Genomic DNA, 23812 nt, shown 5'->3' on the forward strand with positions numbered 1-23812 from the left:
GGGGCGTCCTGTCCATGGGATTCCCATGGGGGAGACCTCGTCCCTTTCAGGGGACGGGCGTTGGTCCTGCTGTCAGCAATGCCGCCAATCCGCGCCTATGCCCGTTGGCCCACGCCTTGCTGGATACGAGCGTGTGGCCAACTGGACGGCCGCGATGACGAAACCATAACCACAAGGGATCAACATGAATACGATGATCAAGACCCTGGGTGCGATCGCATGCCTCTGCGCGGGCTCGCTCGTGATGCTCGACTCCGGCGACGCCTCGGCGGCTGGGCGTCGGCTCGGCGTCGGCTACTGCGGGTACGAGGGCCCGTTCGTGCTCAACCCCAGCTTGACCAGCTCCTCCAAGATCACCTGCACGCTGCCGTCGGACAGCCTGCTGGAGCACGAGAACATCGTGGACCTGCAGGTGTACGTGCACAACGTCACCGGGAGCGTCTCGAGCGCGAGAGCGTGCGTCAAGGCCCCGTCGGGCCTGAGCTACGTATGCGACGGCAACGATGAGTCGAGCGACACCTTCGCCACGCTGCACCCCGACGTGACCACCACCGTCCTGCAGAACCCGAGCTACTGGTACTGGTTCCCCTATGCCGAAGTGATCCTCGGCCCCCAAAGCCGCCTCTTCGGCATCAAGCTCACCGACACCTGAGCCGCTCGCCCGCATCCGCGGGCCGCGCCCGCTGGCCTCATGGGCCGGCGGGCGCGGCCCCGGCTGCGCCATTCCCTCCGCATCGATTCCAGCTCGCGACCTCCGGCACGACAGGGAGAGGAACGACGATGAACGACGAACGAACCCGCCTGCGCTCCTCGCGGACGAGCCTCGCCTTGATGGGGCTCTCCACGGCAGCGCTGATAGTCTCGCTCGTGAGCCAGCTCAGGCCCGCGCCCGCCGAAGAGCGGCCTCCACGGGAGGCGCCCTCCCGCGAGGCGGGCGTGATCCAGGAGCCGGCGCCCGAGCGCGCCGCGGGGCATGGCGACTCCGAGCGGGTGATACGGCTGGAGCGCCGCATCGCCGATCTCGAGAGCGCCGCCGCCCCACAGGAGGATGATGGCCCCGAGGCCGCGCCGAACAAGGGGCGCGAGGACGCGGAGCCGCGCGACCTCGAGGCGATGCGCCGCGAGGAGACCGCCTGGTGGACGGGCGTCCTCGATGCACACGCGCAGCAGCGCCGCGACCCGGGATGGGCCGAGAGGGCGGAGGAGAGCTTCCAGGCAGACCTCGACGCGATCGCGCCGGGCCGGGGGCTCGAGGTCGTGGACGTGGACTGTCGCACGACCTCCTGTGCGGCCACGATACGGTGGCCCTCCTACACGCCCGAGGTGATGGACGACGCGGGCTTTCTCGCCGGGCGTCCCTACCGGGAGAGGTGTGCGAAGAGCATCTCGGTGCCGCCCCCCGAGGACCCCTCTGCGCCCTATGAGTCGAAGATCGTCTTCGACTGCGCGACGCAGCGGGCCGGCCTCGCCCACCGCTGACACGCGGCCCCGCGCGCCCGCCTACAGCGGCGGCGCCCCGACGCGGCGCTGTCAGGCTTCGCGGTCGCGCGGGCCGCGGCGCCCGCCGCACTCGGCACGCCGCGTGCTTGGCGTGTTCAGGGGGAACGACAGTCCGTCATGGAAACGCCAGCGCCCCATGGTTCGCCGGCTGGGGGCACCGCGGCGGACTCCTGGCCCGCCACGAGCAATGACTCGGGCGTTTGCATGGCAACAAGTGTCGTTTTATCAAGGAGACAACCGCATGCGTTTCATGACGTGGATTCTGATCGGCTCCGCTCTTGTCGCTTGCAGCGACGTCTCCTCTCCTCCGCCCGCGTCTTCCGGCGGCGAAGGGGGTACGGGAGGTGGCGGCTCTGGCGGCACCGTCAGATCAGGCACCGTCAGCTCAGGCACCGGGTTGGGTGGCGAGGCCGGGGAGGGTGGAGCCGGTGGTTCACCCGACGGTCGCGTCATCCTTTCCATCGCGACGCCGGCGGACTGCAGCGGCTTCCAGCGGCGACAGCGGGGCGCGGTCGGGCCCGCGCCCGCGGAGATCGGCGCCGTTGCACTGGGACGCTTCGAGGCGCAGACGCCCTTCAGCGTGGAGGAGTTCCGCTATGTGGCGTGCTCCGGTGCGGCCCACGAGGTCGTGCTCTTCGCGTCGCCTTCCATGGTACCTGACGAGAGCCCCGCGGACGTCCGGGTCATCGAGGTGTCCGGGTCATCCGGCGATGAGGAACGGCGGCCGATCACCGTTCCCATCGACCCGCCGCTCCAGCTGACCGAGGAGAAGCCCTTCGGCTACCTCGGCGTGCGCATGACGGAAGACGGATCCAGCACCATGTGCGTCGCTACCTGCCGCGACAGCACACAGCCCGAGCGGAACTACTGGTCGGACCACGCCGAGGCGCCGTTCGGGTGGAAGCAGCTCTCGCACTCGCCGACTCCGAGCTCAGGGCTGCGGGACGACTACATCTTCTCGGTGGTGGGAAGGCCGCTCTAGGCTGGATCTTCACAGCACAAGATCGATTAACGCGCACACACGCGCGCGCGTTTGCTCTCGATCCGCAACGCATGGCGCCATGGCGACACGTCAGCGGCGCTTTGCGTCCGACGGGCTGCTACCGGAGGCGCCGCGCCGTCACGCGAGCCGCAGCTCCCGCAGCCTCCGACGCAGCGCCCGCTCCGAGACCTCCAGCCGCTCGACCATGCGCCCCACATCACCGCCGCACGCCGCGTGGCACGCGCGGATCTCCTCGGCCGTGAGATCCCGCGCCGTCCGGAACCGGGGATAGCGCTCGAGCACCAGGTAAAGCGACGGCCGCGAGATCTGAAGTCGCGCCGCGGCAGCCGACAGATCCCACCGGGCCGCGCGGAGCGCCTCGGCGATCTCGGCTTCCGACACGTCGGCCGGCTTCCGCCCGGACCCTGGCGGAGGAGGCAGGGAGACCTCCGCCTCAGGCGCGCGCCCTTCCGGAGCGCGCCCTTCCGGAGCGCTGGCCGGCGGCTCTTCCTCGAGGATCGCTTCCGCGGCCGGCGCGCCCTCGCCGAGCAGCCGCTCCACCGCGGGGCCCACCGTGAGGCGCTCCTGGCCGCGGCTGCCGATGACGAGCTGCCGCACCACGTTGCGCAGCTGCCGGATGTTGCCAGGCCAGTCGTGCTCGGCGAGCCGGGCCACGAGCGACGCCGGCAGCCACGGCGTGTCCGTCGCCGCCGCCGGATCCAGCCGGTGCGCCTCGCCGATCCGCTCGAGCTCCTCGCGGAAGAACCGCGCCAGCAAGCGCCCGATATCGTCCCGGCGCTCGCGCAGCGGGGGGATCCAGATCTCGTACGACGACAGCCGGTTCAGGAGCGGCGCTCGAAAGGTCCCGCTCGCCACCTTCGCCTCCAGGTCCGCGTCCGTCGCCGCGATGACCCGGACGTCCGCCTTGCGCGCCTCTTGCGCGCCCACGGGCTGTATCTCCCCCGTCTCGAGCGCGCGCAGGAGCGCCACCTGGAGCTCTGCCGGCGCGTCGCCGATCTCGTCGAGGAACAACGTTCCGCCGCGGGCCTGCTCGAAATAGCCCGCGCGGCGCCGGTCGGCGCCTGTGAAGGAGCCCTTCTCGGCGCCGAAGAGCTCCGCGATCGCGAGGCTCGGAGCGACGGCGCCGAGGTTCACCGCGACGAAGGGCCGGCCCTTTCGGCGGCTCGCCGCGTGGACGGCGCGCGCCACGAGCTCCTTGCCCACCCCCGTCTCGCCGCGGAGCAGCACGGGGAGGTCGAGATCGGCCACGCTCTGGATGTCCCAGAGCACGCGCCGGAGCCCGTCGCTCTCGCCCACGAGGTCCCGGACATCGCCCTCGGACGCGGGCTCCTGCTGCACCGGGTGGAGCCCGCCCGTGCGATGGAGCAGCAGCACCACGCGGCGGGAGAGCTCCAGCACGACACCCCGCTTCAGCTGCGCCGCGGAGAAGACGATGCTCTCTCGGACCCGCCGGCCCTGTGCAACGACCGCCGTACCGCTGTCGCCGATCTCGAGCCGGATGCCGTCACCGCGCGCGGCCGACAGGCGGAGAGGCCGCCGGCTCAGGTGCCCGTCCTCGAGCGGCGACCCGGGCGACTGCCCCTTTGCCGCGAATGCGGGTCCGACCCGCGACACCGAGGCTGCCTTGCCCGCGGCGAGCTCGCCGAGCAGCGCGCGCTCGCCGACGCGATCGGGGCGAGGATGGTAGAGGATCGTGAGGGCCGGCGTCGTCGCGGCGACGGCCACGGCGCTGGAGCTCCCTTGACCGCCCAGCGTGGTCTCGCCGAGGGCCGTTTTCGCGCCTGATCCCATGTGAGCGCATGGTAGGCGCCCCCGTGCGGCCGCTGCAAGGTGGCCGCGGTCCCGCGCCCCGCGCGCGCTCGCGGTGGCACACGGGTTGCTGATATCTCGGCGCGAGGGGTCGACGCCGCTCGACGCGGGACGATTCAGGACGATGACAGCGCGCCGGATCCGTCCGGCGTCGAGGCGCTCGACGGCCTCGGAGGTTTCGTCGCCCGCCGGCGCGTCGTGCCGCCCTTCCCACAGGAGGAGAAGCAGAATGCTCAAAGGTCAGCTTGAACTGGGTGCCGTTCAGATCGTCAGCGCTGGCTCTGAAGAGGTGATCGGCTACGCCTTCACCGTCGGACAGGGCCAGGGTCAGCTCCAGCGCTGGCTGCTCTACCGCGATCCGCAGAACGAGTTCACGGTCCGTGCGCCGCCCGCGTCGATGGCGGGCTGGTCGCTCGTCGACTGGCAGGCGGGCCTGAAGGGCCTGTGGCGGCCGGGCTCCTGTTACGTCTGGGCGCAAGCCGATCTGTATGGTTACGGCAAGACCTACCAGGGCATCGGCTGGAGTCGGATCCCGTCCGCTGCCAAGCTGCCGCCGCCGACCTTTTACCCGAGCCCGCCGCGGCAGCTCGATCCGGGCGGGAGGATCATCGAGGTGCGCCAGCAGCAGGCGGCGCTGGGGCTCGCGTTCGTCGTCCGCGGCCTCGCGGACGAGTCCAGCGTCGAGTACTGGATGCTGCCGGCGGCCTATAAGCCGGCTGGTCGAGCTGCGCCGGCGACGATCTCGGCCGGAGCCCTTGAAGCGAGCTCGCTCGAGGCGTTCGTCGACGTGGCCAGACAGAGCTGGGCTCCGGGGTGCACGTTCGCGATCACCGGGTGCGTCAACCATCATCAGAAGACGCCGCCCGCAAAACCCTGAGCCCGCAGCGCGCCGGACGGACGGGGACGCGGCGCGCTCCTCGACGTTGCTGGCGCTTCTTGCACCAGGGTAACCTCGCGCCTCGTGCCGGGCCCCGACGCGGATCGAACGCTCCTCGACACGGAGGCGTCCGTCTCCGGGCCGTCCGTCGAGGCCGAGGGGGATGGCGACGAGCACGGCGCGCGCGGCGACACGAGCCGTCTGGGCGACACCGCGCGCGAGGCGCGCCTCCTCGGCGGAGGCGCCCGCACGGCCATGGCGGAGCTGCACGACGAGGCCGACGCGACGCCGAGAAGCAGCATCGCGCCGGGTCAGGTGATCGCGCGGCGCTATCAGCTCACAGCGCCCCTCGGCGCAGGATCGTTCGGCGAGGTGTGGACCGCCCAGGACCTCGTGCTGGGCCGGCCCGTGGCGCTGAAATGGATGCACCGCAGCGCCGGCGATCTCTCGTCGCGCGTGCGCCGAGAGATCGCCGCGCTGCGCATGCTGCGGGTGCCGGGCGTGGTGCAGCTGCTCGACGAGGGGGTGGAGGATGGCCGCCCCTTCCTCGTCATGGAGCGCGTGGAGGGCGCGCCGTTCCCGGGAGGCGCGACCCCGGACGCGGCGCCGCCGTCTCGCCGCGCATGGGCCGACATCGCCGCGCCCGCGCTCGCGCTCTTCGAGGTCCTCGCGCGCGTGCACGCCGCGGGCATCGTTCACCGCGATCTGAAGCCGGACAACGTGCTCGTCGACGCCGAGGGGCGTCCGACGGTGCTCGACTTCGGCATCTCGCTCTGGAGCGAGCCGGGCGCGCGGCTCACCCAGGCCAACCAGGTGCTCGGCACGCCGCTCTACCTCGCGCCAGAGCAGATTGCGGGCGCGGCGGTGGACGGACGCGCCGATCTCTATGCCGCCGGCGTGATGCTCTACCGCGCGCTCACCGGCCGCGTGCCCCACGAGGTGCGGGGGGTGAAAGCCCTCCTGCTGGCGCGGCTGTCAGGGCCAGCAGTGCCCATCCAGGAGGTCGCTCCCGGCATCCCGGCGCAGCTCGCCGAGGTCATCAACCGGCTCCTGGCCCAGAGGCCGGAGGACCGCTTCCGCTCCGCGGCCGAGGCGCTGGCCGCGCTCCGGGGCGGCCGGGTGCCGCGCCGCCATGGGCCCGAGCTGCCTCGCCTCGGCGATCCCGCGCCGCTGCGGGCCGTCGTCGAGGCGGCGCGCGGGCGGCGCCCGGTCGATGTCGTGGGTCCGCCGGGCGTAGGCCGCTCGCGCTGTCTCCGCGATGCGGGCGAGGCGCTGGAGCAGGCGGGGCTGCGCGTCGTGTCGCTGCTGCCGTCCCGTGCGCCGCTGGGCAGCCTGCACCCGCTCCTCGGCGCCATGGAGGAGCAGAGCGCGCTCCGGCTGGAGGACGTCACGGCCTGGGCAGCGGGCCAGCTCCAGCAGGCGCTCGCCGATGGCGTGGTGATCCTGGCCGACGACGCGGACCGGCTCGATCCCTGGTCGGCCGCGGTCCTGGAGCGCTGTCGAGCTGGCGAGGGCGCGCTCGTCCGGGCCTTCGCCGGCGGGCCGCGCGCGCCATCTGGGTCCCTGCACGCGGCGGTGATCGCGCTCGATCCCCTCGACGAGGCGGCGCTGCGGCCGCTGTTCGCGGGGCCGGACCGGCTCTTCCACCTGCGCGAGGACGCCGCGCGCGCGCTGTGGGAGCGGACGGAGGGGGTCCCCGCGCGGGTGGAGGCCGAGCTGACGCTCTGGCTCCGGCTCGGGCTCGCGCGCTGGGACGGCGCCACGCTCGCGGTGGAGCGCGAGGCGCTCGATCGGCTGAGCGCGGGGCTCCGGGAGACGACGCCCGTCGTCGACGGGCCGCTGCTGGAGGACGAGCCACACCTCGGAGAGCTGATGCAGTGGCTGGCCCTCGCCGGGCACCAGCTCGACCTCGAGCAGCTCGCGGCGGCGATGGGGCGACCGGTGTGGAAGGTCGAGGCGGAGTGCGACCAGCTGGTGCGCCGCGGGATTGCGCGGCGACTGGCGGGCGATCGCGTGGAGCCGCTCGGCCAGGTCGACATCACGTGGCCCGCGGGGCGCCGGATCAAGGCGCACCGCGCGATTGCAGGCGTGTTGCGCCCCGGGCAGGAGGGGCGCCTGTTTCACCTGCTGGCGGGGAACGAGGAGCTCTCGGCGGCGCGCGAGGCGATCGAGGTCGCGCTGGGCCGCGCGTCGGCCGGGATGCTGGGCCAGGCGGTGGCCGCGATCGGCGAGGCGCTCCTTGTCGCGCGCCGGCCGGGCGTGGACGCGGCGGGTGAGGCCGAGCTCGCGATCCTCTCGGCGTGGGTCAAGATCGCCTTTGCGGAGGGGACGCCGCGCGCCATGGACAGGGTGCTCTACGAGCTGTCTCGCGCGGTGGTGCGCGGCCCGGAGGTGGCGCGCCTCGAGCTCCTGGTGCAGGCGGCGCTGGCCGGGCTGGGGCCGCGCGGGGACCGGGCGCGCGAGCTGGCCGATGACATCCCGCCGTTCACGGATCCGGAGCTGGAGCGGCGGCGGCACGGGGTCCGGATCGTGGCCGTGTCGTGGCGAAACTCGCCGTTGATGCTGGCGCAGGCGCTGGTGGAGGTCGACGCGTGGGCCGAGCGCGCCGGGCACCCGATGGCGCGCCTCTGCCTTGTCGAGGGCCGCGCGCGGCTTCGTTACGTCGAGGGGCGCTTCGACGAGGCGGCGGCGCTCCACGCGGAGGCGGCCGCCTCGGAGCCGTGGCAGACGGGGCGGATCGCGGCGATGCTGAGCTCCGCGTCGGCGCTGCTGGAGGCGTTCCGGCACCGCGATGCGGCCGCGCGGGCGGAGGCGGCGCGGGAGCTCGCGGCGCGCTGCAGGAACTCGTACTACGAGGGGCGCGCCGAGTGGCTTGTGCGGTCGGCTCGGTACCGCATGGGCGAGACGGCGGAGCCCGACCTCGACCTGGTCGAGGCGATCGTGCGCGTCGGCGTGCCTCAGCTCGAGGCGCTCGTGTGCCTGACCGAGGCGGCGGTGGCGTATCGCGCGGAGCGCGCGGCGATCGCCGCGGAGCTCGGGGGGCGAGCGGCGAGGTTGTGGCGGGGGATGGACCGCCCGTCGGGGGCGCTGCTCTCGCGGTGCCTCGCGCTGGCCGCTGGGGCGCGGGCGGAGGGGGGCGAGGTGGCGAAGCTCGCGGAGGAGGCGATGACGTGTCAGGTGCCGGGCATCGGGCTGCAGGCGCTGGGTCTGCTCGGGCGGGTCGCGCCCGAGGCGCGGGCGGGCTTCCGGGGGGCGCTCGGGGCGCTGGCGGAGGGGATCCCGCACGAGCGATGGGACGAACGGATGGATGTGCTGTCCGCGGCGGAGGCGTTCGAGGGAGCTGGAGGGGAGGGGGCGAGATAGAGGCGAGGCGGGCTGCCGAGGGCGCGGGCGTGCCGGTCGGCGGGGGCTGACATGTTCATGCCGTGTCAGGAGCGGTGGCTGACACGTCAGCGCGCGGCGGCGACGTCGGCGGTGTGAGTCCGGCGAGGGGGTCGCGCGGCTGGCGAGCATGGGTCGCGCGGCGCCGTTGCCCGAGACGATGAAGCTGGCCCAGTCCAGTCGTGCGGGTGCGAGCGCTCCGGCGCCGCCTGTATGGCGAGCTGCGCCTGTCGCATCGATCGGATCAGGGCGACGGTCGTCGCCGGCATTGCACCGCGGGGGGAGTGCAGCCCATGTCCCTTGAAGGATCCGAGGCGAGGTCGTCGCCGTCACTGGCACACGAGATGCTAAGTGACGTTCCCGTGGAGAGCGGAAAGCGTTTCTCTCTCCGCGCAACAACATCTTGTCACCCCAGGAGACGACCATGAGGGATCCCATGAATTCCGTGTCCGACGACAGCGCGACGCACTTTGCTCGTACCTCGATCCGCGCGGTGTCCGCGGTGTGTGCTTCCTTGATGATGATGGGTTGCGTCGGGCCCGAAGAGGAGGAGGCCGCATTCGAGGATGCGGTGTCTGAGGTCGACGAAGAAGAAACGGCTGAAGCCGCTGCTGCAATCAACAACGGTGCGAGCAGCTCTTGGGCAGCCTATACGGTGAAAGTCGGAGGCTGCTCGGGTACGCTCATCTCGCCCAGGTGGGTCCTCACCGCGAACCATTGTATTACCGGCTACACTGCGAACGGCTTCAAGACGTCTTTCGGCCATGGCATTTCGTCCGACTACGACATCACGATCTTGCCCGAGGGGGTGGTCGACCCGGAGGATTCGAGGGCCAGGGTATACAAGCACACCAACGCCAAGAGCGGCGACGTCCTCGTGATGAAGAAGACGCAGCTCCAGCTTGGGCCGTTCGATTCCAACTACGACGCGTCTCGCGATCTGGCGCTGATCAAGCTCGATAGGCGAGTTCCGATGAGCTTCGTGAAGCCTTTGCATCCTTACGTGGGTGGCACGTACATGTCTGGCGTCAAGTGCCCGCAGAGCGGCGACTTTTTGGGCAAGATTGTGGGTTTTGGCGGCGGGAGCGACTTGAGGCGGGAGAGCATCGACGGCAGCTACCACCGCGACACGAGCCCGACGGGGGGCGATCTTTATGTCAAGGATTGGCTCTTGCCCATCCCGGTCGCAATTCCGTTGGATTTCGGAATGCTGCCCATTGTTGGGACGGGTGCAGCTGCGAGCCTGGGCGATTACGGTGGCATCGAAGGGGGCGACTCGGGCGGGCCGCTCGTGACAAAATTCGTATGGGAGTATCCCGATTCGTACCCTGGCGTTCTTACGAGCCTGTGTGGCGTCGCGAGCGGTACGTACCCGACCACGCGGTGGGACGACATCATGTGCTTCCTCGGCGGCTGCTGGGCGATTGGCCAGCGCCACGCTTCGGTCGACTCGGCGCCTGCCCAGACGTTCTTGAAGCAGGCGACCGTCATCGACAAGTTCGGCGAGCGGGTCTTCGAAGGCGAGTGCTCGGCCGCGCCGTACAGCGACAAGGACTTCGACTGCGACGGCATCGTGGACGAGTGCGACAGCGTCATCGGGCCAGGCTGCATCGTGATCCACCCACTCTAGATCGGCTGGCTGGGCCGTGCTTCCCGGCGGCGCCCGAGCGCTTCGGCGATATGCTCGGCGTGAGCCTGGCGATCGCTCGAGGCGACGGGCGGCAATGCCTCGCGCTGCCGAGATTGCCGGCGTGGGCCGGAAGATCGTCCAGCAGGCGATGAAGCGTTACGGGCGGCGCGGGCGGTTCGAGGAGCGAGGCGCGCGCAGCGAGGGGAGGGCGCCGTCCCGCGTCGTTCACCGCGCTCCGCGGCGCCGCCTCCGCGTCAGGGTCGCGGCGGCGAGGAGCGCGGCCGAGGCGCCTGCGATGCCTGCGGGCGGCTGCGGTCCAGCCTCGCAGTTGCACCCGCGCGCGCCGGGATGCACCTGAGCGAAGCTGGGCTCGACCGGCCGGCCGTCGAGCGCGGCGCCGTTGCCCGAGACGATGAAGGCCGCCCAGTAGTACGGGTGCGCCCGCTCCGGGGCCGCCAGCATCGCAAGCTGCGCCTTTCGCATCGACTCGCTCCGGCCGCCGCCGGCCTTGAGGCGCGTGTAGTAGCCGTGCATCAGCTCGCGGGTCGACGCGTCGTCGGCGTTCCAGAGGCTCAGGACCTGAGTCTCTGCGCCTGCCATCACGAACGCGCGTCGCAGGCCGTACACGCCGTCGCCGCTCGGGGTCTCCCCGACGCCGGTCTTGCACGCCGACAGGACGACGAGCTTCGTTCCGTTCAGGTCGAGCTGCGAGGCTTCCATCGCGGTCAGGATGCCGTTGTCGTCGCCGGTGGCCTTCTGGTTGGCGCCGGCGAGCGCGAGGCCGGAGCGGAGCAGGGGGTTGTCGATGTGAAGATGGACGCCGCCCAAGGCGCGCAGCCCGCGCGACCCCACGTCCGGGAACGCCGGTGGAGGTTCCGGGGCCTCCTGGCCGGACGCGAAGAAGCCGTGTGTCGCGATGTGAAGCACCTGCGGTCCGCGCAGCGACTTGACGGCGCTCTCGGTCGCCGCCTGGCCGAGCAGCAGGCGAGCGCCGGCGAGCTCCTGGCTGACGGCCTGGCCTTCGGCGGCCGCCGCGGCGAGGGGAGTGAAGTGCGCTGGCGCCTGCTCCTCGCTGGACGACGTGCTGTCGTCGGCGCGCCGGGCGGCGGGAGCAGCTGTGTGATCGTAGTCTGGCGCGGCGATGACGACGGCCCCTTCACGCTGCGGTCCTGTCGCACGAAGGCGCAGAAGATCGCGCCCGCTGGGCACGTAAGTGAACGCGTAGCGCTCGATCAAATAGTGGCTTTCCTCGTCGAGGAGAGCACCGAAGGGCACGAGGCTGAGCGCCGCATCGGGGCTGATCAGGACCTGGCGCGCTGGACCGAGCAGGCGGCGGATCGGCTGCATCACCAGCGCGTCGAGGGCGCGAGCCGCGGGCCGCGGATCCGACGCCGGGCGCCGCAACGCGCGGAGGAACCGCTCTGCGGCGTCCTCGATGGGCGCGGCCTCGCCGAGATCGGCCCAGGCGATATCGCCGCCGTGCCTCAGGACGTAGGCGACGTAGCGTGCCTTGCCCCATATCGTGTTGGCAGCCAATGTTCCCCTCGGGTTGAACGGGTGGTACCGGAAGACTTCGACGAGCGCTGCACCGTCGGGCACGGCGGCCTGGACCTGCGCCAAGCTGACCAGAGAGAGCTCGGCCTTCAGCTCCGGGCTGCGGCGGCCGATCTCTGCTTCAAGCGTCTGCCGCTCGGCATCAAGGCGCGCCAGGTTCGCACGGTACTGCGCAAGCTGCCCGTTGTCGTAGTCCTCTGGCGATTGCCCCGGTTGTCGCGCCTCCGGCCCACGCCACGTCAGCGTGCTCAGCTCGGCGCTCACGCGGCTCAGCTTGTCGAGCAGCAGGCGATCCTCGGGGCCCGCGCGACGGCGCAGCGCCGCGAGACCGAGGGTCATCGCGTCGAGCACGCGCCCCTTGCGGCGAAGCATCGTAGTCAGGGCGAGGCGCCTCGCCGCCACATTGGCCGGTGCAAACTGAACATGCAGGGAAATGGCGGCATCCGTGCTTCCGCGGAGGGTCGCCATGGTTGCGCGTTTCTGCTCGTCGCCTCCGGTGGTCAGCAGGATGGCAGCATTGCGATCTTCGATGTTCGCGGCCTGCTCGATCATCGGAAGCGCTCCAGGAGCATCGCCGCGCGCCTGGCGCAAATCCGCAAGGTTGTTGAGAGATGTTGCTACCAGAGGATGTTCTCTCCCGAGCGCCTTCTCCCGGATTGCGAGAGCACGCTGGTAGAGCGGCTCCGCTCTCGCGTAGTCTCCTTTCGCTTTGTACAGCGCGGCGAGGTTGTTGAGCGAGTTCGCCACGTCGGGGTGTTCTGTTCCGAGCGCCTTCTCTCGGAGAGCGAGCGCACGCTGGTAGAGCGGCTCCGCTCTCACGTAGTCTCCGTTCGTGTGGTGCAGCTCGGCGAGGTTGTTGAGCGACGTGGCCACATCGGGATGTTCGCTGCCGAGCGCCTTCTCCCGGATAGCGAGAGCACGCTGGTAGAGCGGCTCCGCTCTCGCGTAGTCTCCGTTCGTGTGGTGCAGCGCGGCGAGGTTGTTGAGCGAGTTCGCCACGTCGGGGTGTTCTGTTCCGAGCGCCTTCTCTCGGAGAGCGAGCGCACGCTGGTAGAGCGGCTCCGCTCTCGCGTAGTCTCCTTTCGTGTGGTGCAGCTCGGCGAGGTTGTTGAGCGACGTGGCCACATCGGGATGTTCGCTGCCGAGCGCCTTCTCTAGGAGAGCGCGCGAACGCTGGTAGAGCGGCTCCGCTCTCGCGTAGTCTCCTTTCGCTTTGTACAGCTCGGCGAGGTTGTTGAGCGACGTGGCCACATCGGGATGTTCGCTGCCGAACGTCTTCTCTAGGAGAGCGAGCGAACGCTGGTAGAGCGGCTCCGCTCTCGCGTAGTCTCCTTTCGTGTGGTGCAGCTCGGCGAGGTTGTTGAGCGACGTGGCCACATCGGGATGTTCGCTGCCGAGCGTCTTCTCTAGGAGAGCGAGCGAACGCTGGTAGAGCGGCTCCGCTCTCGCGTAGTCTCCTTTCGCTTTGTACAGCGCGGCGAGGTAGTTGAGCGACGTGGCCACATCGGGATGTTCTCTTCCGAGCGCCTTCTCTCGGAGAGCGAGCGCACGCTGGTAGAGCGGCTCCGCTCTCGCGTAGTCTCCTTTTGCTCTGTACAGCAAGGCGAGGTTGTTGAGCGACGTGGCCACATCGGGATGTTCGCTGCCGAGCGTCTTCTCTAGGAGAGCGAGCGAACGCTGGTAGAGCGGCTCCGCTCTCGCGTAGTCTCCTTTCGTGTGGTGCAGCGAGGCGAGGTTGTTGAGCGACGTGGCCACGTCGGGATGTTCTGTTCCGAGCGCCTTCTCTCGGAGAGCGAGCGCACGCTGGTAGAGCGGCTCCGCTCTCGCGTAGTCTCCTTTCGCGTTGTACAGCTCGGCGAGGTTGTTGAGCGAGTTCGCCACGTCGGGATGTTCTGTTCCGAGCGCCTTCTCTCGGAGAGCGAGCGAACGCTGGTAGAGCGGCTCCGCTCTCGCGTAGTCTCCTTTCGCTTTGTACAGCGCGGCGAGATTGTTGAGCGACGTGGCCACATCGGGATGTTTGCTGCCGAGCGCCTTCTCTCGGAGAGCGAGCGCACGCTGGTAGAGCGGCTCCGCTCTCGCGTAGTCTCCTTTCGCTTTGTACAGCGCGGCGAGGTTGTTGAGCGAGTTCGCCACGTCGGGGTGTTCTGTTCCGAGCGCCTTCTCTCGGAGAGCGAGCGCACGCTGGTAGAGCGGCTCCGCTCCCGCGTAGTCTCCTTTCGCGTTGTACAGCTCGGCGAGGTTGTTGAGCGACGTGGCCACATCGGGATGTTCTCTTCCGAGCGCCTTCTCTCGGAGAGCGAGCGCACGCTGGTAGAGCGGCTCTGCTCTCGCGTAGTCTCCTTTTGCTCTGTACAGCAAGGCGAGGTTGTTGAGCGAGTTCGCCACGTCGGGGTGTTCTGTTCCGAGCGCCTTCTCTCGGAGAGCGAGCGCACGCTGGTAGAGCGGCTCCGCTCTCGCGTAGTCTCCTTTCGCTTTGTACAGCGCGGCGAGATTGTTGAGCGACGTGGCCACATCGGGATGTTTGCTGCCGAGCGCCTTCTCTCGGAGAGCGAGCGCACGCTGGTAGAGCGGCTCCGCTCTCGCGTAGTCTCCTTTTGCTCTGTACAGCGTGGCGAGGTTGTTGAGCGACGTGGCCACATCGGGATGTTTGCTGCCGAGCGCCTTCTCTCGGAGAGCGAGCGCTCGCTCCGCCAGCGGGATAGCCGCATCGAAGCGCCCTTGGCCGTAGAGGGCTACGGCATCACGGTTGAGCCGCTCGGCCTCCTCCAGAGCATCCGCCGATGGCGTCGCCCCCTGTGCATGGCCCCCGCGCGGCGCGACGAGCAGCGCCGCCAGCAGCAGGATCCCCGTGGCGGCCCACCAGCGCGCGCGCCGCTGCGCCCCCGCCGCCCCCGCCCGGAGTCCGCGCATCCCGCCTCCCGCGCCGTACGTTCGCGGCGCGCTCTCGCGCACCCCCGATGCTCCCGGGTCAAGTCGCATTCGCCATTCCTCCGCGCGAGGATTCCTCGACACAGCTCCAGGACGATCAGGAAGCTATCCCCGTGCGCCAGCGCATTGCAAGGTGCGCGCCGGGGCGCGTCCGAGCGCCGTGAGCGGGCTGTTCACTCCACCGCGCCGAACCGCCGCCAGCGCGCATTGTGTCACGCCGGGCGAAGCGGCTGACATGTCAGCCGGCCAGCCGGCGCCCTCCTGTGGTCCGCGCCCTCGTGCACGTCGACCTGCTGGCCGTAGCGAGTGCCGCACTTCCCACGCCGCGCCTCGCAGGGCCGCTGCGCTGGGATCGCCTCCGCCGCGAGGAGCGCCGCTGCCGGGCTTGCGTCGACGCTCCTCGGAAACCCCATGAAGTGGGACAGGCCGACACCTGGGTTGCCCGGGCTGCGTCGCTGAGCGCCGCCGGGCGCAGGAGCTCTCGCGCGCTTACCTTCGGCGAGCCCCCGCGCCGCTGGCCCCGCGGCGGCGCCGCCGTGCCACGGCCAGCGCGGCGAGGAGCGCCGCGGCCGAGGTGCCGGCAATCCCCGTGGGCGGCTGCGTCCCGACCGCGCAGCTGCACCCGCGCGCGCCTGGATGCACCTGAGCGAACGTGGGCTCGACCGGCCGGCCGTCGAGCGCGGCGCCGTTGCCCGAGACGATGAAGCTCGCCCAGTAATACGGGTGCGCCCGCTCCGGGGCGGCCAGCATGGCGAGCTGCGCCTGGCGCATGGACTCGCTCCGGCCGCCGCCGGCCTTGAGGCGCGCATAGTAGCCTTGCATCAGCGCGCGCGTCGCCGCGTCATCGGGGCTCCAGAGGCTCAGGATCTGGGTTTCTGCTCCTGCGATCGCAAAGGCGCGGCGCAGGCCGTGAACGCCGTCGCCGCTCGTGGCCTCGCCGATGCCGCTCTCGGCCGCGGAGAGGACGACGAGCTTGGTGCCGTTCAGGTCGAGCAGCGACGCTTCCATCGCGGTCAGGATGCCGTTGTCGTCGCCGGAGGCTCTTCGGTTGGCGCCGGCGAGCGCGAGACCGGAGCGGATCAGGGGGTTGTCGACGTGAAGACGGAGGCCGCCCATGGCGCGCGGCCCGCGCGAACTCACGGTCAGGAGCCCCCGAGGAGGTTCCGGGGCCGCATGGCCGGATACGAAGAAGCCATGGGTCACGATGTGAAGCACCTGCGGTCCGCGGAGCGCCTTGACGGCGCTCTCGGTCGCCGCCTGGCCGAGCAGCAGGCGAGCGCCGGCGAGCTGCTGGCGCACGGCCTGTCCTTCGGCGGCTGCCGCGGCGAGGGGAGCGAAATGCGCTGGCGCCTGCGCTGAGCTGGACGAGAGACCGTCTTCCGCGCGCCGGTTGGCGGGGGCAGCGGCGTGATCATAGTCGGGCGCGGCGATGACGACGGCCCCCTCCCGCGACGGTGCTGTCGCGCGAAGGCGCAGCAGGTCGCGCCCGCTGGACAGGTAGGTGAACGCATAGCGCTCGACCAGGTAGCGGCCTTGCTCGTCCAGGAGCGCCCCGAAGGGCACCAGATTGAGCGCCGCATCGGGGCTGAGCAGGACATTGCGTGTCGGGCCGAGCAGGCGGCGGATGGGCTGCATGATGAGCGCATCGAGGGCGCGCGCTGCAGGACGCGGATCCGCCGCCGGGCGCCGCAGCGCGAGGAGGAGCCTGTCCGCGGCGTCCTCGATGGGCGCGGCCTCGCCGAGATCGGCCCACGCGATGTCACCGCTGCGCCGCAGGACGTACGCGACGTAGCGGGCGTTGCCCCAGCGCGTGTTGGCTGCCTTGGTTCCCCTCGGGTTGAACGGTTTGTACCGGAAGAGCTCGACGAGCGCTGCGCCGTCGGGCACGGCGGCCTGGACCTGCGCCAGGGTGACGGGGGAGAGCTCGGCCTTGACGTCCGGGCTGCGGCGCCCGATCTCGGCTTCGAGCGTCTGCCGCTCGGCATCGAGGCGCGCCAGGTGCGCGCGGTACTGCGCGAGCTGGGCGTTGTCGTGGTCCTCGGGTGCCTGTCCCGGCCGTCGGGGCTCCGGTCCCCGCCACGTCAGCGTGCTCAGCTCGGCGCTCACGCGGCTCAGCTGCTCGAGCAGCCGGTGATCCTCGGGGCCGGCGCGCCGGCGCAGCGCAGCCAGGCCGTAGGCCATCGCGTCGAGCGAGAGCCCCTTGCGGCGGAGGACGGTGGTGACGGCGATGCGCCTCGCGGCCACGTCGTCGGGTGCAAACTGGACATGCTGAGAAATGGCGGCGTCCGTGGTCCCGCGGAGGGTCGCCATGAAGGCGCGCTTCTGCTCGTCGCTTCCGGTGGTCAGCAGGATGGCCGCGTTGCGATCTTGGATGTTCGCGGCCCGCTCGGTCAGCCGGAGCGCTCCGGGAGCATCGCCGCGCGTCTGGTGTAACGCCGCAAGGTTGCTGAGCGACTGGGCCACATCGGGATGTTCGGAGCCGAGGGTCTTCTCTAGGATGGCGCGCGCGCGGCGGTAGAGTGGCTCCGCGCTCGCGTAGTCTCCTCTTGTGGCATACAGGAAGGCAAGGTTGTTGAGGGAGGTGGCGACAGCGGGATGTTCGGAGCCGAGGGCCTTTTCCTGAATGGCGAGCGCGCGGCGGTAGAGTGGCTCCGCGCGCGCGTAGTCTCTTTTTGTGGCATACAGCGCGGCGAGGTTGTTGAGGGAGGTGGCGACATAGGGATGTTCGGAGCCGAGGGCCTTTTCCTGGATGGCGAGCGCGCGGCGGTAGAGTGGCTCCGCGCGCGCGTAGTCTCCTTTGGCGCGGTACAGCACGGCGAGGTTGTTGAGCGCCGTCGCCACAGCGGGATGTTCTCTCCCCAGCGCGTTCTCGCGGATCCCGAGCACGCGCTCCGCCACCGGGATGGCCGCATCGAAGCGCCCCTGACGGTAAAGGGCTTCGACGTCGCGGTTGAGCCGCGCAGCTTCCTCCAGCGCATCCGCCGAGGGCGTGGCGCTCTGCGCATGGCCCCCCCGCGGCGCGCCGAGCAGCGCCACCAGCACCACGACCCCCGTGGCGGCCCACCAGCGCGCTCGCCTTCGCCCTCCCGCCGCCCTCGTCCGCAACTCGCGCGTCCCCCCTCGCGCGCCGTCCGGTCGCCGCCCGCTGTCGCCCACCACCGATGCTCCCGGGTCACGTCGCATGCGCCACGCCTCCGCGCGAGGATCCCTCGAAGCCGCTCCAGGACGAGAACGAAGCTGTCCCCGCCCGCGAGCGTAGAGCAAGGTGCGCGCCCGAAGCGCAGCGAGCGCCCTGCCCACCCCTTCGCGCTTCCGAACCGCCGCCACCGCCACCACGCCTTCTGACATGCCAGGCGAAGCGGCTGACATGTCAGCCGGCCGGCCGGTGCCCTCTGGTCGGCCGCGCCCGCCGCTGCCCTGACGTCGGGGCCCACGCCCCTCCCGCGGCGTGACCGATCCGGGAGCCTGCCCGGAATTCATCGGGTGGGAGGCGGCTGCTCCGGCGCGCGCGGGATCACCGCGCGCACGGGGGCGCCGCTCGACACGCCAGCACGACCGTACCCACCCGAGACCCGAGAGATCCGCGATGCCCTCAGTGACCCACGAAGCCCTGGTGGAGCTGTTCAAGAACCGGCCGACGCTGGCCGCCGAGCTGTTGCAGGACGCGCTCGGCCAGCCGGTGCCGGCGTTCACGGAGGCGCGCGTGGTGTCCTCCGATCTGGCCGAGATCGTGCCCTCGGACCGCCGGGCGGATGTCGTGGTCGTGCTGCTGGTCGGCGAGCAGCAGCGGCCCGCGATGGCGATCGTGGTCGAGGTCCAGCTCGGCGTGGACCCGGACAAGCCGTACGTCTGGCCGGTGTACCTTGCGCAGACGAGGGCGCAGCACCGCTGCCCGACCTGGCTGCTGGTCGTGACGACCGACCAGGACATGGCGCGGTGGTGCTCGCGGGTGATCGCCATGGGCCATCCCGGCGCGACGCTGACGCCGCTGGTGCTCGGGCCCGAGGCCGTCCCGGTCGTCACGGACGCTGAGCAGGCGAAGGCAGCGCCCGAGGTGGTCGTGCTGTCGGCGATGGCGCACGGCCAGGGCGAGGCGGGTGAAGCGATCGGCACGGCGTTCCTGGCGGCGGTCGTCGAGCTCGGCGAGGAGCGCCGCGCCGTCTACGGGGACCTGGTGCTATCCTCGCTGAACGAAGCGGCGAGGCGGAGATTGGAGGCGATGATGAAGGCCGGATACCAGTTTCAGAGCGAGTTCGCGCGCAGCTACGTCGCGAAGGGCAAGATAGAAGCCAAGGCGCAGGACGTGCTCGCCTTCCTGGAGGCGCGCGGTCTGGAGATCCCCGCCGATGTCCGGGAGCGCGTCCTCGCGAGCACCGACCTCGACGAGCTGGACCGCTGGATCCGTCGCGCCGCGGTGATCCGCGACGCCAGGGAGCTCCTCGCCACGACCGCCGCCTGAACGCGCTCCTCACATCCTCCGGGCGCACACAGCGAGAGAAGCCGCTGCACCCGGTCCGCCATCAGGACACGGCACCCGGCCATCAGGACACGGCACCCGGCCATCGGGACACGGCACCCGGTCATCAGGACACGGCACCCGGCCATCGGGACACGGCACCCGGTCATCAGGACACGGCACCCGGTCATCAGGACACGTCGCCGGCCATCAGGACACGTCGCCGGTCATCAGGACATGCAGCTGGCCATCAGGACATCCCACCCCGGCCCTTTCCCCTCCTGGAGCCGTCGCTCGCGTCCGGATCGTGCGTCTGCTCTGGACAGCGTTCCCAGCGGACTCATCTTCACGTCTCCGCGCCGCGCCCGGAGGGGGTGTGGGACGCAGGAGGAGGGATCAGGCAATCATCATGGCCAAGCAGGGAAGGGATTACGATCGCTGGGTCAAGGCCGCCGCCGAGCTGGGGCGGACCGATAACCCGCTGAGCCTGCCGTACGACGTCGCCTTGCGCGAGGCGGTTTCCGCCGCGGCGTTCGTGAAGAAGTACTGGGAGCCCGAGGGCGATCGCCCGGGTCTCAAGCGCGTCAAGAGCCGCCTGCCGGCTTCGAGCAGCGACGATCTGCTCTCCATCGTGCATGCCGTGCAGGAGGCGCAGACTCGGCTGCTCCTCATCGTCGACCCCGCCGTGGCCGACCTCGGAGAGCGCGCCAGGTTCGTTGTCGATGAGCTCGAGTCGGCGATCGAGTTCCTGCTCGACGACGACGTCGACGAGCCCGCCGACGCGCAGCTCGCGCGTATCAAGGAGTTTCACGCGCAGGACGGCCAGCGCTCCAGCGCCCTCTCCCAGGCGCTCCGCGACTACGCTGGGCTCGCGGCGTCGCTCGAGGACCGCCTCGTCGAGGCAGACGAGGAGTTCGAGGTCCGCCTCATCGCCGAGGCCAGGAAGCTCGCGGAGGATCTTCAACGGCGAGCGCTGGAGACGATCCCCGACCGCGACACCTCGGCCGCCGCGGCCGCGGTCCGCAACCAGCTCCTTCACCTCATGATCGAGCGCGTCGGCGCCATCCGGAAGACGGCGGCGCATGTCTTTCGCCGCCATCCGGAGGTCGTCCGCGAGGTCACGAGCGCCTACGAGCGGCGCCGGCGCGCTGCATCGCGGCGGGAAAAGGCCCGCAAGACCGCAGCGGGCAAGGCGGTCGACAACCGGCCGCAGGCAGCGCCTCCGCCCGCGGCGTCCGCGACCGCGGCCGTCGCTCGGCCCTCGTAAGCCCTGCCATCTCCGCCCGCGGCGTCCGCGACCGCGGCCGTCGCTCGGCCCTCGTAAGCCCTGCCATCTCCGCCCGCGGCGCCCGTGACATCGGCCGCCGCTCGGCCCGCGTGAGCCCGGCCCTCCCGTCCGCGCCGTGCTCGCCTTCTGCATCGGCGGTGCGTCCATCCCTCGTGACAACTTGACAACCGCACCCGCTGGCCGGGCGCGTCTCCGCAATCCATGCTCCCGCCCGCTTGCGCCCCACCCGCGACCGGCGCAACCCTCGGGCTCATGCAGACCCGCGCGCGTCACCCGCCGCTCCCGCGCTCCACCGGGCCGATCCTGGTCGCCGTGGCCGCGGCTCTCTCTCTGTCCGGGCCGAAGCCCGCACCAGCAGCTCCGCCCGAGGCCACGTCGTCACCGCCGAAGGCCGCTCCAGCTGCGGCACCGAAGGCTGCGCCGGCCGCGGCCCCGGCATCCGCGCCCACGGCGCCTCAGTCCGCGGCCTCCCAGCCGCCGAAGCTCGACATCCCGTACACCAAGTACACCCTCAAGAACGGCCTCACCGTGATCCTCCACGAGGACCGCGCCCTGCCGATGGTCGCCCTGAACCTCATGGTCAAGGTCGGCTCGCGGTTCGAGGAGCCGGGGCGCACCGGCTTCGCGCACCTGTTCGAGCACCTCATGTTCATGGGCACGCGCCGCGTCCCCACGAAGCAGTTCGACGCCTGGATGGAGGCCGAGGGCGGCTGGAACAACGCGTGGACCAGCGAGGACCGCACCGCCTACCACGAGGTGGCGCCGGCCCACGCGCTGCCGCTCCTGCTCTGGCTCGAGGCCGATCGGTTCTCGTCGCTCGCGGACAGCATGGACCTCCCGAAGCTCAACGCGCAGCGCGACGTCGTGCGGAACGAGCGCCGCCAGACGAGCGAGAACGAGCCCTACGGCAAGGTCGACCTCCTCATGCCCTCGCTGATGTACCCGGAGGGACACCCCTACCACCACCCCGTGATCGGCTCGCACGAGGACCTCCAGGCCGCGACCGTCGACGACGTCACGACGTTCTTCCGGCGGTGGTACGTGCCGAACAACGTCTCCCTCGTCGTGGCCGGCGACTTCGATGCGCAGAAGACGCGCGAGCTCATCGAGCGGCTCTTCGGCGGCATCCCGGAGCGGCCCGTCCCCGCGGCGACCACGCCCTCGCCCGTGAAGCTGAGCGGCGTCGTGCGCAGGACGATCGAGGACAACGTGAACCTCCCCAAGGTGATCATGGCCTGGCACAGCCCCGCGCACTTCGCGCCGGGCGACGCCGAGCTCGACCTCCTCGCCACGGCGCTCGATCAGGGGAAGGCGAGCCGCCTCTACAAGGCCCTCGTCTACGACAAGCAGCTCGCCCAGGAGGTGAGCGCCGTGCAGCGCTCCGGCGATCTCGGCTCGACGTTCACCGTCGAGGCGATCGCGCGGCCAGGCGTGCCGCTCGAGAAGGTCGAGGCCGCCATCGACGCCGAGCTCGCCAGGGTGCGGGACGCGAAGCTGAGCCGCGAGGAGCTCGATCGGGCCAAGAACCAGTACGAGACCGCCTTCGTGATGGCGCTCGAGTCGGTCGCCGGCCGGGCCTCGATGCTCAACCGGTACGAGACGTCGAAGGGCCAGCCCGGGTTCGTGGAGCAGGATCTGAAGCGCTACCGCGACGCGACCGCGGAGTCGCTGCAGGCGTACGCGAAGAGCACCCTGGATCCCAACGCCCGGGTGATCCTGCGGGTCGTGCCGAAGGGCAGCGAAGAGGCGAAGAAGGCGGTGACGAAATGAGAGCGAGACACGCAGGCGCGATGATCGCGCTGGTCGCCGCGGCCCTCGGCTGCGAGCCGAGGACGCCGGCGCAGTCCGCCGCCCGGGCGGAGGCGCCGCGCCCGAGCGCCCCGCCGGCGGCCGCGAAGCCCGCGGACCCGCTCGGGCCCAAGCCGGAGCTGCCGAAGCCGCAGCCGTTCACGCCGCCGGCGCCGGTGGTGCTCGACGGGCCGAACGGCGCGAAGGTGTGGCTGCTCGAGCGCCACACGCTGCCGATCGTGTCCGTGGCCATCGGCGTCGCGTCGGGATCGGCGGACGATCCGAAGGGCGCGGCGGGGCTCGCGCACATCACCGCGGACATGCTCGACGAGGGCGCGGGGACGCGGAGCGCGGTGGAGCTGTCCAGCGCGATCAACGACCTCGGCGCGACGCTCTCGGTCGGGGCGCGCGCCGACGGCAGCGTCGCGACGCTCTCCGTGCTGAAGAAGAACTTCGACAAGGCGTTCTCGCTGCTCGCCGACGTCGTCGCGCGCCCGCGGTTCGAGGCGAAGGAGTGGAAGCGCGTCAGCGAGCTCTGGCAGAACGACCTCAGGAAGCGCGGAGACGACGCGACGCGGGTCTCGGGGCTTGTCTCGATGGCCGCGCTCCACGGGCCGGGCACGCCGTACGGGCACCCCGTCGACGGCCTGCTCGCGGACGCGAAGTCGATCGGGCTCCCGGCCGTGAAGGCGTTCTACAAGGCGGCGTGGCGCCCGGACCGCGCGGTGATCACCGTGGTCGGCGACATCACCCGGGACGAGCTGCAGCAGGCGCTCTCGCGCGATCTCGGGACCTGGTCGGCGAAGGGCGCCACGGCGAGCGCCGCGCCGGCCGCGAAGGGCGCGGCGGAGGCGCAGGGCGCGGCGGCCGCGCCGGCGTGGAAGCCGCCGCGGCTGGTGATCGTCGACCGCCCGGGGGCGCCGCAGTCGGTGATCGCGGCCGTGCGGGAGGGGGTCGCGGCGGGCGATCCTCGGCGGCCGCTGCTCCAGCTGATCAACTCCGCGCTCGGCGGCTCGTTCACGTCGCGCCTGAACCAGAACCTGCGCGAGGATCACGGCTGGTCCTACGGCGCCGGCTCGGCGTTCACCGAGACGAGGCTGCCGGGCGCGTTCGTGGCGCGGGCCTCCGTCGTCACCGAGGCGACAGGACCCGCCCTGAAGGAGATGCTCGCCGAGCTCGCCAAGATGGCCGACTCCGGGCTGACCCGGGACGAGCTGGCGAAGGTGCAGGCGCAGGACCGCGCGGAGCTCGTCTCCGCCTACGAGACCGTGAACCGCACCGCCCAGCGCCTCGGGACGCTGGCGCGGCTGAAGCTGCCGGAGACGTTCGACGGCGACGCGAGCAAGGCGCGGCAGAGCGCGACGCTGGCGAGCCTCGCGGAGCTCGCGAGGGCCGTGGATCCGAAGACGGCGACCGTCGTTGTCGTGGGACCGCGGCAGGAGATCCTGCCGCAGCTCCAGGGGATCGGCCTCGGCGAGCCGGAGGCGTGGGACGTCGAGGGGCAGCCGATCCAGCCGAAGAAAGAGCCCTGAGCGGCGCGCGCCCTGGCCGGGCGCTCCTCCCGCCGCGCGGGCGGCGGGGGGAGCGGGCGGCAGGAT

The 23812-nt window shown here is 71.2% G+C and carries 13 protein-coding genes; 10 read left to right on the forward strand and 3 right to left on the reverse strand.

Annotation, left to right across the window (positions count from 1 at the left end):
* Positions 1 to 184: 184 nt before the first annotated feature.
* The 3 genes from WMF44_RS11280 to WMF44_RS11290 all read left to right on the forward strand — a co-directional run bounded on the left by WMF44_RS11280 (position 185) and on the right by WMF44_RS11290 (position 2482).
* Positions 185 to 652 (forward strand): hypothetical protein, encoded by a 468-nt coding sequence (locus WMF44_RS11280; protein WP_437299128.1) that lies wholly within the window; start codon positions 185 to 187, stop codon positions 650 to 652.
* A 128-nt stretch (positions 653 to 780) separates the two neighbouring features.
* Positions 781 to 1479, forward strand: coding sequence for a hypothetical protein (locus WMF44_RS11285; protein ID WP_437299129.1), 699 nt, complete (start codon positions 781 to 783; stop codon positions 1477 to 1479).
* A gap of 262 nt (positions 1480 to 1741) precedes the next feature.
* Positions 1742 to 2482 carry a hypothetical protein gene (locus WMF44_RS11290; protein WP_437299130.1) on the forward strand — a complete coding sequence of 247 codons (741 nt, stop codon included), beginning with the start codon at positions 1742 to 1744 and terminating at the stop codon, positions 2480 to 2482.
* Positions 2483 to 2620: 138 nt separating this feature from the next.
* Here WMF44_RS11290 and WMF44_RS11295 read toward each other — a convergent pair whose 3' ends face one another.
* Positions 2621 to 4294, reverse strand: a complete 1674-nt coding sequence (locus WMF44_RS11295; RefSeq protein ID WP_437299131.1) for a sigma 54-interacting transcriptional regulator — start codon at positions 4292 to 4294, stop codon at positions 2621 to 2623.
* A gap of 247 nt (positions 4295 to 4541) precedes the next feature.
* Between WMF44_RS11295 and WMF44_RS11300 the strand changes: the two genes are divergently transcribed.
* The 3 genes from WMF44_RS11300 (at position 4542) to WMF44_RS11310 (ending at position 10200) form a co-directional block, all read left to right on the forward strand.
* Complete coding sequence (locus WMF44_RS11300) at positions 4542 to 5189, forward strand: hypothetical protein (protein ID WP_437299132.1); 648 nt, start codon at positions 4542 to 4544, stop codon at positions 5187 to 5189.
* Positions 5190 to 5273: 84 nt separating this feature from the next.
* Positions 5274 to 8552 carry a protein kinase domain-containing protein gene (locus WMF44_RS11305; RefSeq protein WP_437299133.1) on the forward strand — a complete coding sequence of 1093 codons (3279 nt, stop codon included), beginning with the start codon at positions 5274 to 5276 and terminating at the stop codon, positions 8550 to 8552.
* Positions 8553 to 9006: 454 nt separating this feature from the next.
* Complete coding sequence (locus WMF44_RS11310; protein WP_437299134.1) at positions 9007 to 10200, forward strand: trypsin-like serine protease; 1194 nt, start codon at positions 9007 to 9009, stop codon at positions 10198 to 10200.
* 225 nt (positions 10201 to 10425) lie between these two features.
* Here the strand turns inward: WMF44_RS11310 and WMF44_RS11315 are convergent, their stop codons facing one another.
* Positions 10426 to 14664: a tetratricopeptide repeat protein gene (locus WMF44_RS11315; RefSeq protein WP_437299135.1), complete on the reverse strand. Its 4239-nt coding sequence runs from the start codon at positions 14662 to 14664 to the stop codon at positions 10426 to 10428.
* A 507-nt stretch (positions 14665 to 15171) separates the two neighbouring features.
* Complete coding sequence (locus tag WMF44_RS11320) at positions 15172 to 17865, reverse strand: CHAT domain-containing protein (protein WP_437299136.1); 2694 nt, start codon at positions 17863 to 17865, stop codon at positions 15172 to 15174.
* 403 nt (positions 17866 to 18268) lie between these two features.
* On the opposite strand from WMF44_RS11320, the gene WMF44_RS11325 reads away from it, so the two are divergent.
* The 4 genes from WMF44_RS11325 (at position 18269) to WMF44_RS11340 (ending at position 23746) form a co-directional block, all read left to right on the forward strand.
* On the forward strand, positions 18269 to 19141 hold the full coding sequence (locus WMF44_RS11325) for a hypothetical protein (RefSeq protein ID WP_437299137.1): 873 nt from the start codon (positions 18269 to 18271) through the stop codon (positions 19139 to 19141).
* Between the two features lie 406 nt (positions 19142 to 19547).
* A complete protein-coding gene (locus WMF44_RS11330; protein ID WP_437299138.1) occupies positions 19548 to 20405 on the forward strand; it encodes a hypothetical protein in 858 nt (285 codons plus the stop codon).
* A gap of 273 nt (positions 20406 to 20678) precedes the next feature.
* Complete coding sequence (locus tag WMF44_RS11335) at positions 20679 to 22196, forward strand: M16 family metallopeptidase (RefSeq protein ID WP_437299139.1); 1518 nt, start codon at positions 20679 to 20681, stop codon at positions 22194 to 22196.
* Positions 22193 to 23746, forward strand: a complete 1554-nt coding sequence (locus WMF44_RS11340; protein WP_437299140.1) for a M16 family metallopeptidase — start codon at positions 22193 to 22195, stop codon at positions 23744 to 23746. The genes WMF44_RS11335 and WMF44_RS11340 overlap by 4 nt, the downstream gene beginning before the upstream one ends.
* Positions 23747 to 23812: the final 66 nt, after the last annotated feature.

The sequence above is a fragment of the Sorangium sp. So ce426 genome (assembly GCF_051475585.1).
Taxonomy (GTDB): domain Bacteria; phylum Myxococcota_A; class Polyangia; order Polyangiales; family Polyangiaceae; genus Sorangium; species Sorangium cellulosum_B.